This window comes from Empedobacter sp. UBA5987, assembly GCF_002429865.1.
GTDB lineage: Bacteria > Bacteroidota > Bacteroidia > Flavobacteriales > Weeksellaceae > Empedobacter > Empedobacter falsenii_B.
The window spans coordinates 42,111-55,829 of sequence record NZ_DJBB01000081.1 but is presented as its reverse complement, the minus strand read 5'-3'; the positions used below and the strand labels follow the sequence as shown (position 1 = coordinate 55,829).

Below are 13,719 nucleotides of genomic sequence, written 5' to 3'. Positions count from 1 at the left end.
AAATCCATTTATAAAATTCGGTTCCCTTTACTGAATTTAGAATTCAATTGTTTGTTATTAAAGCTGGACTTCTGTTCAGCTTTATTTTTTTAGAGTGGAAAATTAATTTTAAAACCAATACCTCGAACAGATTCAAATTTTATCATTTCGTCGTTCTGAAAATATTTGCGCAAACGTGTCATAAAAACATCCAAACTTCTACCCATAAAATAATCGTTTTCACCCCAAATTTTTTCTAAAATCTCTTTACGACTCACTAATTTTTGATTATTCTGAATCAAGAAACTCAACAATTCTGCTTCTTTTTCTGTTAACTGAAATTTTTCTTCTTGATAAGATAATTGCAATTGATTTGGAAGAAAAACATAAGCTCCAATTTTAATCAATTCTTCTAAAACAGGTTGATTTCGCTTCAAAATATTTTTTATTCGCAAGACCAATTCTTCAGGATCGCAAGGTTTTGTGATATAATCATCTGCACCTAATTTCAAACCTAAAACACGATCAAAACTTTGCGCCTTAGCAGTCAAAAATAAATATGGAATTGTAATGGTTTCGGCTAATTTTTTCGCCAAAGAAAAACCATCAATTTCGGGTAACATGACATCAAAAATGATTAATTGAGCTGATTCCAACGATTCTATTTCCTTCAATAGTTTTTGTGGATGATCAAACCAAGTCACTTCAAAATCAGAAAATTCTAGATATTGTTTGAGAACAGTTCCCAAATCTTGATCATCTTCTACTAAAATTAATTTAGTTTTCATTCGGCAAAATGATTAAAAATTGAACACCTTTGTCTTTATTATTCTGAACGTTAATTGTTCCTAAATATCGTTCGATTGTATTCTTGACCAAAAATAATCCAACACCCAAACCGCTTACATTTTGGTTAATAGAACGATTCACACGATAATATTTATCAAAAATAAGAGGCAAATCATTGGTTGGAATTCCAATTCCATTATCCGAAAAATTCAATGTTATTTTTTTTTGAAATTTAAAATCTAATACAATTTCAGTAGCTCCATATTTGACTGAATTTTCAATTAAATTCTGAGCAATTTGTTTAAAATCGTTTGTTTTCAGTACATTATTTTTCTCGAAAATACTTTGATTAATAAGTTTAATTTCTGGATATTGAAGTTGAATCTTTTGGATAATTTCATTCAAAATAACCTCATCTAACAATTCAGAATTTTCGTCATTTTTTACAAAAATAGAATCAACAGTTTGCTCCAAACGATTAATTTGTCTGTTCATCATTTGTTGCGTTTCTGGATGTTGAACTTGATGCAAAGCAAATTTCATCGTCGTAATTGGCGTATTCAATTCATGCGCAATAGAGTCTATTGTCAAATGTAATTGATTGATTTTTTCTTCTTGTTTCGATAAATTTTTAAGACTTTTCCAATACAAAAAGACAATTAATCCAACAATCAACAAACTCACAATGATTAAAGGAATAATTTTCTTGAGAATTAAAAATTTCAAATTCAGCAATTCAAAATCTGTCTTTCCTCTAATTTTATATTTATGGCGTTCATTTTTATTAATTCCTAAATCAGAATCTGTTTGATTACTAATATCATCCGATGACCAAACACTTTGATTAATATTAGTTGGTTTCGCAATTTTATTTGTCGTTTCGTAAATCACATACTTTTTCTTTGGCAATAGTTCTTTATGATTCAATTCATCATAAACCGAATAAACATCTGTACGAAGTGCTATTTCAAAATTATTTTCCTTAGAATAAACGTCTAATAGAGAATCTACAATTGGCGTATAAATCTCATAATTATAATCTACTTTCGTTCGAATTATTTGTAATTCATCAAACTGTTTTTTTTCATCATGATTCAGTTTTTTGAAATAATCTAAAATCTTATCATCATTAGAATCTGTTTCATATTTTGACATAAAATTCATCACTTTAACTCCAATTTCACACGCCTCTTTATTCATATCTTTCTCAATCAATCGATACAAATTGTAGATATAATACCCTTGCAATGCAACCAAAACGATCAATGCAAAAGAGAAAATAAATGTATAATGTTTTTTAGATAATTTCATAAGCTTTCCATCAATTCAAAAATACATTGTTTTCGCACATAAATTACACATTAACTCATCGTTAACCGTTCATTAACCAAGTAAAATCGAAACTTGAAAGAGATTTGTTAAAAATCTGAACCATGAAAATAGTAATAACATTTTTTCTGCTACTTCCAAATTTAATTTTTGCACAAATTATTTCTGGAAAAATTATCGATGAGCAAAATCAACCAATCAAAAATAGTTCAATTGAAGTTGAAATTCCTTCACAAGATCCGATTGTAACTGAATCGAATGAAAATGGCGAATTTAATTTTGAGCTTCATCAAGCACAATCATTTACAATTTACATTAAAGAATTTGGTTACCAAGAATTTGAAAAGACATATCAAGCTAACTCAGAAAACTCTTTGATTATTACGCTTCAAAAAGATGAAACAATTAACTTAAAAGACGTTGTTTTTTCTAGTCAAAAACCTTTGTTGAAACGAAAAATTGATCGAATAGAATTTAATGTCGAAAATACGCCTTTGCAAAATTTAAGTGCTTGGGATATCGTGAAAAACACGCCAAATGTTCTTCTAAAAAATGAACAGTTAAGTGTGAGAGGAAATACGCAAATTTTAGTCACAATTAATGATAAAAAAACATTAATGTCCCAAGATGATTTGAAACAATTGTTGGAAAATACTGATGGTGCAACAGTTTCTTCGGTTGAAGTCATTACCAATCCGCCTGCAAAATATGAAGCTTCTGGAAGCGCGATTATAAATATTAAAATGAAGAAAAATGTGCTTTCTGGTTACAAAGGACAAATTGCGACACGTTATCATCAATCTATTTATAGCAAAGGAATGCTGGGTACTACCCAATCTTACAATACAGAAAAATGGCAATTGACAGGAAGTTATTATTTTGTGAATGGAAAATATGTTCGCAAGAATTTTGATGTAACAACTTATGAAAAAGATCAGACACGCTGGGAAAGTGACATGATTCGTCGAACAGTTGCGAAACAACAACATATTTACAACTTTGCTTCTCAATATTCAATTGATAGTTTACAGAATTTTCAGTTTGGAATAAATGGTTCTAGAAATCCTGCTTCAATTGGGAATTATAACGTTCCAACAAATATTTACAATACAACAAATAATCAACTTGAATCATTTTACAAAACACAAAATCATCGTCGCGAAGCTTCAAATAATTTTAATACGTATTTGGTTTATGACAAAAAAATTGCGAAAAATAATTTGACTTGGAGTAACAATTTTAGTCATCGTTATTACAAAGAAAATCAAGATGTTTTAACAAAATTGAATTTCAAGGATAAACCTTATGAAGAAAATCGTTTTTTGAGCGCGGCACTTCAAAAATTGAATCTATTTTCTACACAAATTGATTATAGTTTGATCGAAGAAAATTATGGCTTGGAAGCGGGAGCAAAATATAGTTTCGTGAAGAATGATAATGATTTGGATTTCTTTGAATCAATCCAAAATCAAATCGAATATCAACCCGAAAAAAGTAATATTTTTAATTACAAAGAACAGATTTTCGCCTTATATATTTCTGGAAATTATAAATGGAAAAAATGGGAAGCAAAAGCTGGTTTGAGATCTGAAACAGCTCTTATAAATACGATTTCTGATAATCCAATTAGTCAAAATAAACGAACAAACACCGATCTTTTTCCAACTTTATACGTTATGTATAATTTTGAAAATGCTGGACAAATTGGTTTGAATTATGGAAAAAGAATTGATCGACCTAATTATAATTTCTTGAATCCTTCGAAATCATATTACAATCTGTTTTCTTATTTTCAAGGCGATGCCAATGCGATTTCTACGATTATCCACAATTTGAGTTTATCATATACCTTAAAAGATTGGAATTTCGAAGCCTATTATCGATACGAAAAAGATCCGGCAATGGAAATTTCTATTCAAAATCCTGAAACTTTTGAAACTGTTTATCATTTTACAAACATCAAAAATGGAGAAGCTTTTGGAGCAAATCTTTCGAAAAATTTTAATCTAAAATCGTGGTGGAAACTGAATTTATTTGCGATGGGAGAATATAATCAAAACTATTATTTTGGTCCAGATAATCTGCAATACAAAAACGATGTCTTTTTTTATCACCTTTCATTGAGCACGCAATTGGATTTAGACAAAGCAAAAACATTTAATATTTCGACAGGATATCATTATAATTCCCCAGCTATTCAAGCTTCATTTGATATTAGTTCTTCTCAAAATACATATTTGATTTTAAACAAAAAAATATGGGATAAACGTTTTGAAATTGGTTTGGTTTTCAATGATATTTTTAAAACTGATCGCAATACGATTTCTACGAAATACGCAAACCAAAATCAATATTTCAAAGATTATCGCGATACACAATATTTTATGTTGAATTTGAAATACAATTTCGGAAACCAGAAAGTAAAAGAAGCGAAACAAGCGGAAAAAACTGCAGAACAAAATAGAATTTAGCGTTACAAAAAAAACTTAAGTTTTATTAAATTTGAGGAAAAGCAATAAAATGAATTCAGTAAAAATCATTCGAACAAATTCTTCTAACAAAGATTTTCAAGAATTGGTAACAGAATTAGATAAAGATTTAGCGATAAGAAATGGCGAATTTCATTCTTTCTTTTCGCAATACAATAAAGTTGACAAAATAAATCACGTTGCTATCGCCTATTTAAACGAAAATCCTGTTGGTTGTGGCGCTATAAAACATTATTCTGATACAACGATGGAAGTGAAAAGAATGTATGTAAATCCTGATTTTAGAGGAAATAGAATTGCAGCTAAAGTTCTGAATGAGTTAGAAAATTGGGCAATCGAATTAAATTATGAACGATGTATTTTGGAAACCGGATTGAAACAACCCGAAGCAATCGCGTTGTATGAACGATGTGATTACACAAGAATCGAAAATTACGATCAATACAAAGACATCGAAGAAAGTGTTTGTTATGAAAAAATATTGAAATAGAAAAGCTGAGCGATGCTCAGCTTTTTTATTATTTATTAGATTCTTTTACCATTTTGTTCATTTCGGATGCCGTAATTTCACCATCCATAATCATGTACATTTGTTGATCATCGCTGTTAATACTCATCAACACATTTTTAAAAACTTTCGCATTTGCATTTTCCGTTAAAAAGCGAATTTTACTTCCGTCCTTATTTATCAACATCAATTTTTCGAAATAGATTATTTTTTCAAGAAAACAGTTCCTCCAGCTTGCGCTTTTGGAAAAATTGTAACATCAGCAATTTGTACATGTTCTGGTTGTTGCAACAAATACTCTATTGCATTTGCAATATCCTCTCCAGCCAATGGTTCAAAACCTTTGTATACATTATCCGAAAGTTCTTGATTTCCTTTGAAACGAACCAAAGAAAATTCTGTTTCTACCGCTCCTGGCGCAATATTGGAAACTTTGATTCCGTAAGGTAACAAATCATAACGCATTCCTTTGCTTAACGATTCTACCGCCGCTTTCGACGCACAATATGTTCCTCCATTTGGATAAACTTCTTTTCCCGCAATCGAAGAAAGGTTGATGATATGCGCATTTGATGATTGTTTAAGAATTGGAATAATTGCTTTCGAAACGTAAATTAATCCTTTTACATTGATATCAATCATTGCTTCCAAATCCTCCAAATCAGCTGTATCAAAAGGTGCTAATCCGTGCGCATTTCCCGCATTATTGATTAAAACATCAATATTTTTCCACTCATTTTCTAAACTTTCTACTGCATTAAAAACAGCTTCCTTGTCTCGAACATCAAATTGAATGGTTTTAACTTCCGTAATTTGACTCAATTCTGCCTGAATTTCATCTAATCGTTCTTGACGACGCCCACACAAAATTAAACGATAATTTGGTGCTAATTTCTTTGCTGTCGCCATTCCTATGCCAGATGTTGCTCCGGTTATGAAGACTGTTCTTTTCATTTTCTTAAATAATTAAAAGTGCTTTTTTAAGACCGTCTAAGATACAAGCTAAAAAGAAATTAAAAAATGATTTATCCTGTTTTCGTTCGATATTTTCTACTTTTTCTTCTTTCATTTTTCCACGAGAATCATTCTTTACCGCTGCATTTCCAACTGCTGATAATAGTTTCCTTTTCGAACCATCATCACGCAAAACATTCACTTTCAAATTTTGATAATCTATTCCAAAATTTCCACCAGCGACTTTATCATTTCCATCAAAATTAAATTTTATTTGATTAAAAAATCCGTCTACAGAAACCTTAAGATACGGTTTCACAAAAGGATCAAGATTTTTTGCAGGAAGTTTTGAAATTGAACCATTGATATTAAATTTCTCAGAACGATTCATTGGATTAAATGTCCAATTTGCGCGCAAATCTCCATTCATAAATTCTGAATGCCAATCAACATCAACGTCTGGTAAAGATATTTTACGATAACCCGAATTGACATTTTTAACCGTTGCATTTATCGACGAAAACGTCAATTTTCCTGTTCCGATACTTTTAGCCGTTTCCTCTTCATATTCTAATTTAGAGTTGACCAATTGCAATTGCTTCACCCCTAAATCAAATTTCATTTCACGTAATTTTTGTGAAAACATTGTTTTACGTTTTGTGTCATCAGGTGGAACCAAACTTCTATAAATATTTGCATAAAGCTGGTTCAATTTTATTTGATTCGCTTTCAAAAAGAAATCTTTGGATGGAGAAATTCCCCACTGAATTCCATTTCCTTGTAATTGCTCGACAGAAACTGTATATAAATCGGCTTGTTTTTTCAATGAAGCTGTATACGCTTTTCGAGAAAGTTTTGGCGTTAATTTTAATTGATTCAACGTCAAGTTTCCATTCTGAAATTGCAAAGCTCCAGTATTCATCTTATACGTTTTTCCTAAATCGAAATCAATTCCTGAAGATTTTAACAACACAGATTTATACGAAAATGGTATTGCTTCTTGAATTGTTTTTGGATCAACATTGATTTGATTAAACGCTAACTGAATTTGCTTCAATGTTAAATTCGGCGTTTTTTGTTTATAAGGAACCACATCTAAATGTCCATTTACCAACGAAATTTTATCAACTTTTATAACATCATTAAACTCTTTTGAGGTTTTTCCTTCGCGCTGCGCCACTCGTCTTGGTTGTCCATAAATCGTAAATTTTGGATTTTTGAAAATAACATGATTAACATGAAGTTCTTTCCCATAATCATTTTTCAATCCTAAAACCTTCAAATTAACATTATTGAAATCAAATTTTTGTGAAGCAATAAAACGCGATTGCTTGATTTGAATCGTATCAATTCCAAGATTAAAATTAATCAAGAACTTTTCTGTTACATTTTCAACTTTCTTCGCAATAACTTTTTCATTCTTTTGATCAATGATTTTCACATTTACCTCATCCAATTTGATTGAATTTGTATGAAAATAGAAATCACCATTTTTTATTCCCCAACTGTTATTATTTAACGTCAAAATTGGTGCTTCGACATCTAATAATGTGTTTGATTTTGTATAATTTCGATTAAATTGATTTTTTGAAATTAATGGTTTCATTTTGAAATTTTTCAGAATCAATTTCTTTTCTGTCAAATCAAAATTAGATGCTGTTAACGTGTGCATTTCATTCAATCGATAATACATCGAATCCAACTTAATACGGAAAGTTTTATAATCAATCGGAATATCATTTGTGCGTGTCAACGCATTCATTTTTATTCCTTCGATATTTAACGACACATTATTTATTGCATATTTTACCGTTTTTGCATTCGAGAAGAGTGAACGAATTTTACCATTTTCTATTTGTAATTTTTTGATATTAATTAACTCCGCATCTTCCGTTTTTATGCTTACTTTTTTAGTTGATTGTTTCTCAACTTTATTCTCAGGTTTGGCAGAAATAATGGTAATTTTTGGATTTTTGAATTTGATTAAATCTGTTTTAAAATATAATTTATCTTCTGAAGTAAATCCCCAATCCATCTTAGAAAGCGAAAGAAGTGGTGATTCAATATCCAATAAATCATTTTCAGAATCGTTTGGAACGTACATTTTTCCGTTCATTTTAAGCGGTTTCATCAAGAAATTATCCAACTCAAAATCAGTTTCATTAAAACGAACTTTTCGTGCTCTAATCAATTGTTGATCTTTTACCACAAAAAACATCGAATCTAATTTGATATCAAAAGCAGAATATCTGAACGGAATTTTTTTGTCCGCTGTTCGCTCATTGAAACGAACGCCATCAAAATCGATCGAAAAATTAGAAACATTTGCTATATGTTTCTTTCCTGATTGAGAATACAAATTAAACTCGCCATTGTTGATATTCACATTGGAAACATCTATACTTTGCCCAACTTTGGATTGTGCTGTATCTTTTTTGATCGAATCTTTTTTCTCTTTGAGATAATAATTTACAGAAGGATTATTGATGTTGATTGAATATGCTGCAACTTCTTTTTTGGTAATTAATTTTATAAAATTGATACCGACAACATTTATTTCTTTCACTTTTCCTGTTGCGTCAATCGAATCCTTTATTAACAACGAATCTTTTGGAGAAACTTCAACATTTTTTAGTGATAAAGACGAATTAAAAATAGAAAAGCTCAAATCTTCGTAAGTCAGATTATAAGCGGTATCGTTTTTTTCTGCAATGATTTTTGGAAGTCGATCATTCAGAAAATAGGAGATGTAAAAACTTAAAATAAAAAGTACCGCAATAATTGAAATTAATGCGATACCTATTTTTTTTATCCAACGGTTGTTAATCATTGATATAGTTTGGTTAACAGTCTTAAGAACAATTATTATACCAGATATAACAAAATGTTAAATTTATTCGTTGATATCGTAGATTTCTTTGATATTTTCTAAGATTTTATCGAAGTTTAAATTCAAATCAATTAATTTTCCAGTAAACAAATCGAACACCCAACCATGTACTTCTAATCCATTTTCCATTGCACGTTGTACAAAAGGATTTTTTACCACATTTACACATTGTTCTTGTACATTTAGCTCTACCAAACGGTTGTAACGCATTCCTTCGTTTTCGATTGCATTCAATTCTTCTGAATGTAAACGATAAACATCACGAATATTACGCAACCAAGGATTCATAATTCCTAAATCTTTCGGAATCATTGCAGATTTAATCCCACCACAATTATAATGTCCACAAACTACAATATGTTTCACTTTTAGGTGTTCTACCGCATAGTCTAAAACAGAAGTGGTATTCATATCCAAACTAATTACCATGTTCGCTATATTGCGGTGTACAAAAACCTCACCTGGCTCCGCTCCCAACAATTCTTCTGCCGTCACACGACTATCCGAACAACCAATGTAAAGCACTTCTGGATTTTGACCAGCCGAAAGCTTATCAAAATATTGCTCGTCTTGTCCTAAACGTTTATTTACCCACTCTTGGTTGTGTTCAAAAACTTTTTCTAAATTCATAATTTTCTAAATTACATCTTGCACTTCTGGATGTTTACCAACATAAACGCTCACATAACTACAAAATGGAATGATTTTCAACTGATTTTTTCTTGCGTAATCTACAGCTTCTAACACTAATTTTTCGGCCAAACCTTGTCCTCTCAATTCGGGATTAACACCTGTATGATTAATCAACATTTGTTTTTCTTTCAGCATAAAAGTTAATTCACCAACTTCTTTATTATTCTCATCAAGAAGTATAAAAACTCCATTTTTTCCTTCTAAATTCAATTCAATTTTCATAGAATAGTATTTTAAATTCAAATTAATCTTTTTGGATGAGATTTGGTCAAAAAGATTTGTTAAAAGTCTCGATATACAAGACAAATTTACGGGTGAAAAGTTTTTAATTCAAAGAAAATTTAAACAAATAATAACAATCAATTTACAATCATCTTTCTATTTGATAATCAACAACAAGCCATTCTATATAATATTTAATGTATAGGTTTGAGTTTTTTACTTGATTATTTATTACATTTGTTAGATATTTTAAGGAAATATTCTTCATATGAAATTTATTGTATCGAGCAACACGTTATTAAAAAATGTTAACTTAATCGGAGGGGTTATTAACTCTAATAATACTTTACCAATCCTTGATAATTTTTTATTCGAATTGGATTGTAGCCAATTAACTATCACTGGTTCTGATTTAGAAACAACAATTTCAACAACTTTAGAAGTTGAGTCTAATGATAATGGAAAAATTGCAATTCCATCAAAAATCTTAACTGATACGTTGAAAACTTTCCCTGCGCAACCGCTTACTTTTATCCAAAAAGAAGGAAATACGTTGGAAATTGTTTCAGAACAAGGAAATTATCAGTTAGCATTCGAAGACGCAAACGAATATCCTCAAACGCCAGATATCGAAGACGCAAGCTCTACAACACTTAGTGCAAGCATTTTATCAGAAGCAATTATCAAAACTATTTTTGCGACAGGAAACGACGAATTACGTCCAATTATGACAGGAGTCTTCTTCCAAGCAAATGCAGATATTTTCCGTTTTGTTGCTACAGATGCGCATCGTTTGGTAAAATATACTCGCAATGGTTTAGAGAATTTACAAGCTGCTGAATATATTATGCCGAAAAAACCACTTATCTTATTGAAAAATATTTTAGGAGGAAATAATGACGATGTAACAATCGAATACAACAATACAAATACACGTTTTTCATTCCAAAACATCGTGTTAACTTGTCGTTTGATTGATGGTAAATATCCTAATTATGAAGCGGTAATTCCAAAAGAAAATCCAAATGTATTAACGATTAACAGAAACTTATTCTTGACATCTTTGAAACGTGTGGCAATTTTCTCTAACAAAACAACAAACCAAGTTCGATTAAAATTAGTTGGAAATTCATTGACAATTTCTGCTGAAGATATCGATTTTGCAAACAAAGCAGAAGAAAGACTTCCTTGTGATTACAACGGAACTGACTTACAAATCGGTTTCAATTCTCGTTTCTTAATCGAAATGTTGAACAATTTACAATCAGAAGAAATAACATTAGAAATGTCTGAACCGAATCGTGCAGGAATCATCAAACCAGTTGATGGACTAGAAGATGGCGAAGAAATCTTAATGTTAGTTATGCCAGTTATGTTAAACGCATAATCAAAAAGAATACATAAAATTCATTTATACAATACAATGAAAATTTCATACAATTGGCTAAAAACCTACATTGATACAGATATAACACTTGATGAAGTGTCTTCAACACTTACAAGTACGGGTCTAGAAGTAGAAGGTGTAGAGCAAGTAGGTGGAGCTAAAAATTATTTGGAAACCGTATTAGTTGGTAAAGTTCTATCAGCTATACCTCATCCGAATGCAGATAAATTAAAAGTTACTAAAATAGATTTAGGAGATGGAAAAGAAACGCAAATTGTTTGTGGAGCTCCTAATGTTGCAGCGGGTCAAAATGTACCTGTGGCAACTGTCGGAACGGTTTTACCTTCTCCTGATGGTGAATTTAAAATCAAGAAGGCAAAAATTCGTGGTGAAGAATCTTTCGGAATGATTTGTTCTGAAGTAGAATTAGGAATTGGTACAGATCATTCTGGTATTTTAGTTTTACCAGAAAATTTAAAACCTGGAACTTCTACGTTTGATCTTTTCGGAAAAAATGATGAAGTTGACCACGAAATCGAAATTGGTTTAACGCCAAATCGTGCGGATGCAATGTCACATTTCGGTGTAGCGCGTGATTTACATGCTGCGCTTAAAACTCGTGATATCGCGTCAACATTCAAAACATATGATGTCTCAAATTATCCTACGACAGATTTCGGAAAAAGTCCTATTTCTATCGAGGTTAAAGATACAGAAGCAGCGCCTCGTTATGCAGGTGTTTACTTAAAAAATCTAAAAGTTGCTGAGTCGCCAGATTGGTTAAAAAATCGTTTGCAAGTTATTGGATTATCACCAATTAATAATGTGGTTGATATTACCAATTACATTTTACACGATTTAGGACAACCTTTACATGCTTTTGATGCAGCTAAAATTGAAGGAAATAAAGTGATCGTTCAAAAATTAGCAGAAGGAACAAAATTCACAACTTTAGATGGCGTTGAACGTACATTAAAAGGACATGAATTGATGATCTGCAACGAAAATCATCCAATGTGTATTGCAGGAGTATTCGGAGGAAAAGATTCTGGAGTTTCGGATGCTACTACAACTATTTTCTTAGAATCAGCATATTTTGAACCTGTAACAATTCGTAAAGGTGCAAAAGCACATGCTTTGAATACAGATGCTTCTTTCCGCTTTGAACGTGGAATTGATCCTAACACAACAATCGATGCATTGAAAAAAGCTGCGATGATGTTAGTTGAAATCGCTGGCGCTGAAATTGCATCTAATATTGATGATATTTACGAAAATCCAATTCAAAACTTTAATGTAAAATTACGTTTACATAAAGTGGTTGAATTATTAGGAGTTGAAATTCCAGAACATAAAATCAAATCGATTTTAGAAAATTTAGAAATTAAAATTTTGTCAGAAAATAATGGAGTTTTAGATTTAGAAGTTCCTGCTTATCGTGTAGATGTACAACGTGATGTAGATTTAATCGAAGATATTTTGAGAATTTATGGATACGATAATATCGAAATTCCTTCAAAATTCTCGTTTTCTTATGTTCCAAATCAAAAAGTTAGTCCAGATAAAATCGAAGATTTTATTGCGCGTCAATTGATTTCTTTCGGATTCAATGAAGCGATGAATAACTCGTTAACGAAAAAAGAATACGAACAAGTTTTCTTTTATCCAGAAGGAGAAAGTGTTGCCATGTTAAATCCACTTTCAGCTGATTTAGCTGTAATGCGCCGCACTTTGTTGAATGGTTTATTAGAAAATGTTGCGTTTAATATCAACCGTCGTAATTCGGATGTTAAATTATTCGAATTTGGGAAAATTTACCGCAAAATTGATGGTATTTACGAAGAAAATAAATGTTTAGGAATCGTTCTTTCAGGAAACTTTAATAGCGAATCGTGGACAGGAAATTTACGTAAAGCTTCATTTGCTGATTTGAAAGGTTTGATTAAACAAATTTTTGTTCGATTAGATATTCAAATTACAGATGAGTTACCTGCAAAAGATGATAATTTCTTAGATGGAATTGAATTTGTTTCTGCTCAAAAATCATTAGGAAAACTTGGAATCATCAGCAAAAAATTAGCAAAAAAATTAGGCGTTAATCAAGATGTTTTCTTTGCTCAATTAAATTGGGATGCAATGGTTGCTTTAGCAAACAAACACGATTTGAAATACAAAGAAATCTCTAAATTCCCAGGTTCTCGTAGAGATTTAGCTTTATTGCTTGACTCTTCTGTGAAATATGAAGAATTGTACAAAGCGACAAAAGAAGTGAAAACGAATTTGTTGAAAGCTGTTAATTTATTCGACGTTTACGAAGGAGATAAATTGCCAGTTGGTAAAAAATCGTATGCTTTAAGTTTTATGATTCAAGACGAAAATAAAACATTAAGCGATCAAGAAATTGATGGTTTAATGAATAAATTAATCAAATTGTATCAAGAAAAATTCAACGCTGAGTTGAGATAAAATATTCCGAAAA

Annotated in this window: 11 protein-coding genes; 4 read left to right on the top strand and 7 right to left on the bottom strand. The window is 30.7% G+C overall.

The window, feature by feature from the left end; translation table 11 throughout:
• Positions 1-89 precede the first annotated feature (89 nt).
• Positions 90-767 (bottom strand): response regulator transcription factor, encoded by a 678-nt coding sequence (locus tag B3J26_RS14280; protein ID WP_125350247.1) that lies wholly within the window; start codon positions 765-767, stop codon positions 90-92.
• Positions 757-2,079 (bottom strand): sensor histidine kinase, encoded by a 1,323-nt coding sequence (locus B3J26_RS14275; protein WP_125350246.1) that lies wholly within the window; start codon positions 2,077-2,079, stop codon positions 757-759. Before B3J26_RS14275 ends, B3J26_RS14280 begins: the two co-directional genes overlap by 11 nt.
• Positions 2,080-2,201: 122 nt before the next feature.
• Here B3J26_RS14275 and B3J26_RS14270 point away from each other — a divergent pair, with 122 nt between their 5' ends.
• Positions 2,202-4,568 (top strand): outer membrane beta-barrel family protein, encoded by a 2,367-nt coding sequence (locus B3J26_RS14270; RefSeq protein WP_291074906.1) that lies wholly within the window; start codon positions 2,202-2,204, stop codon positions 4,566-4,568.
• A gap of 49 nt (positions 4,569-4,617) precedes the next feature.
• Positions 4,618-5,076, top strand: a complete 459-nt coding sequence (locus B3J26_RS14265) for a GNAT family N-acetyltransferase (protein WP_280051796.1) — start codon at positions 4,618-4,620, stop codon at positions 5,074-5,076.
• A 28-nt stretch (positions 5,077-5,104) separates the two neighbouring features.
• On the opposite strand, the gene B3J26_RS14260 is transcribed toward B3J26_RS14265, so the two are convergent.
• The 5 genes from B3J26_RS14260 to B3J26_RS14240 all read right to left on the bottom strand — a co-directional run bounded on the left by B3J26_RS14260 (position 5,105) and on the right by B3J26_RS14240 (position 9,853).
• Positions 5,105-5,281: a hypothetical protein gene (locus B3J26_RS14260; RefSeq protein ID WP_280050146.1), complete on the bottom strand. Its 177-nt coding sequence runs from the start codon at positions 5,279-5,281 to the stop codon at positions 5,105-5,107.
• A 17-nt stretch (positions 5,282-5,298) separates the two neighbouring features.
• Positions 5,299-6,048, bottom strand: coding sequence for an SDR family NAD(P)-dependent oxidoreductase (locus tag B3J26_RS14255; protein ID WP_219034947.1), 750 nt, complete (start codon positions 6,046-6,048; stop codon positions 5,299-5,301).
• A gap of 4 nt (positions 6,049-6,052) precedes the next feature.
• The gene (locus tag B3J26_RS14250) at positions 6,053-8,878 is read right to left on the bottom strand and encodes a hypothetical protein (RefSeq protein WP_291074905.1); all 2,826 of its coding nucleotides are present in this window, start codon (positions 8,876-8,878) and stop codon (positions 6,053-6,055) included.
• A 63-nt stretch (positions 8,879-8,941) separates the two neighbouring features.
• A complete protein-coding gene (locus B3J26_RS14245) occupies positions 8,942-9,568 on the bottom strand; it encodes a carbonic anhydrase (protein ID WP_125350240.1) in 627 nt (208 codons plus the stop codon).
• A gap of 6 nt (positions 9,569-9,574) precedes the next feature.
• On the bottom strand, positions 9,575-9,853 hold the full coding sequence (locus B3J26_RS14240) for a GNAT family N-acetyltransferase (protein ID WP_125350239.1): 279 nt from the start codon (positions 9,851-9,853) through the stop codon (positions 9,575-9,577).
• 268 nt (positions 9,854-10,121) lie between these two features.
• On the opposite strand from B3J26_RS14240, the gene dnaN reads away from it, so the two are divergent.
• Together dnaN and pheT are read left to right on the top strand one after the other, a co-directional pair.
• A complete protein-coding gene (gene dnaN / locus B3J26_RS14235) occupies positions 10,122-11,240 on the top strand; it encodes a DNA polymerase III subunit beta (RefSeq protein ID WP_125350238.1) in 1,119 nt (372 codons plus the stop codon).
• A 36-nt stretch (positions 11,241-11,276) separates the two neighbouring features.
• On the top strand, positions 11,277-13,706 hold the full coding sequence (gene pheT / locus B3J26_RS14230; RefSeq protein ID WP_291074903.1) for a phenylalanine--tRNA ligase subunit beta: 2,430 nt from the start codon (positions 11,277-11,279) through the stop codon (positions 13,704-13,706).
• The last annotated feature ends 13 nt before the right edge of the window (positions 13,707-13,719 follow it).

Excerpts from the sequence above, each read along its gene's own strand:
- B3J26_RS14250 (WP_291074905.1), bottom strand. The coding sequence starts at position 8,878 with ATGATTAACAACCGTTGGATAAAAAAAATAGGTATCGCATTAATTTCA.
- B3J26_RS14265 (WP_280051796.1), top strand. The coding sequence starts at position 4,618 with ATGAATTCAGTAAAAATCATTCGAACAAATTCTTCTAACAAAGATTTT.
- B3J26_RS14240 (WP_125350239.1), bottom strand. The coding sequence starts at position 9,853 with ATGAAAATTGAATTGAATTTAGAAGGAAAAAATGGAGTTTTTATACTT.
- B3J26_RS14260 (WP_280050146.1), bottom strand. The coding sequence starts at position 5,281 with ATGTTGATAAATAAGGACGGAAGTAAAATTCGCTTTTTAACGGAAAAT.
- pheT (WP_291074903.1), top strand. The coding sequence starts at position 11,277 with ATGAAAATTTCATACAATTGGCTAAAAACCTACATTGATACAGATATA.
- B3J26_RS14275 (WP_125350246.1), bottom strand. The coding sequence starts at position 2,079 with ATGAAATTATCTAAAAAACATTATACATTTATTTTCTCTTTTGCATTG.
- B3J26_RS14280 (WP_125350247.1), bottom strand. The coding sequence starts at position 767 with ATGAAAACTAAATTAATTTTAGTAGAAGATGATCAAGATTTGGGAACT.
- B3J26_RS14270 (WP_291074906.1), top strand. The coding sequence starts at position 2,202 with ATGAAAATAGTAATAACATTTTTTCTGCTACTTCCAAATTTAATTTTT.
- B3J26_RS14245 (WP_125350240.1), bottom strand. The coding sequence starts at position 9,568 with ATGAATTTAGAAAAAGTTTTTGAACACAACCAAGAGTGGGTAAATAAA.
- B3J26_RS14255 (WP_219034947.1), bottom strand. The coding sequence starts at position 6,048 with ATGAAAAGAACAGTCTTCATAACCGGAGCAACATCTGGCATAGGAATG.
- dnaN (WP_125350238.1), top strand. The coding sequence starts at position 10,122 with ATGAAATTTATTGTATCGAGCAACACGTTATTAAAAAATGTTAACTTA.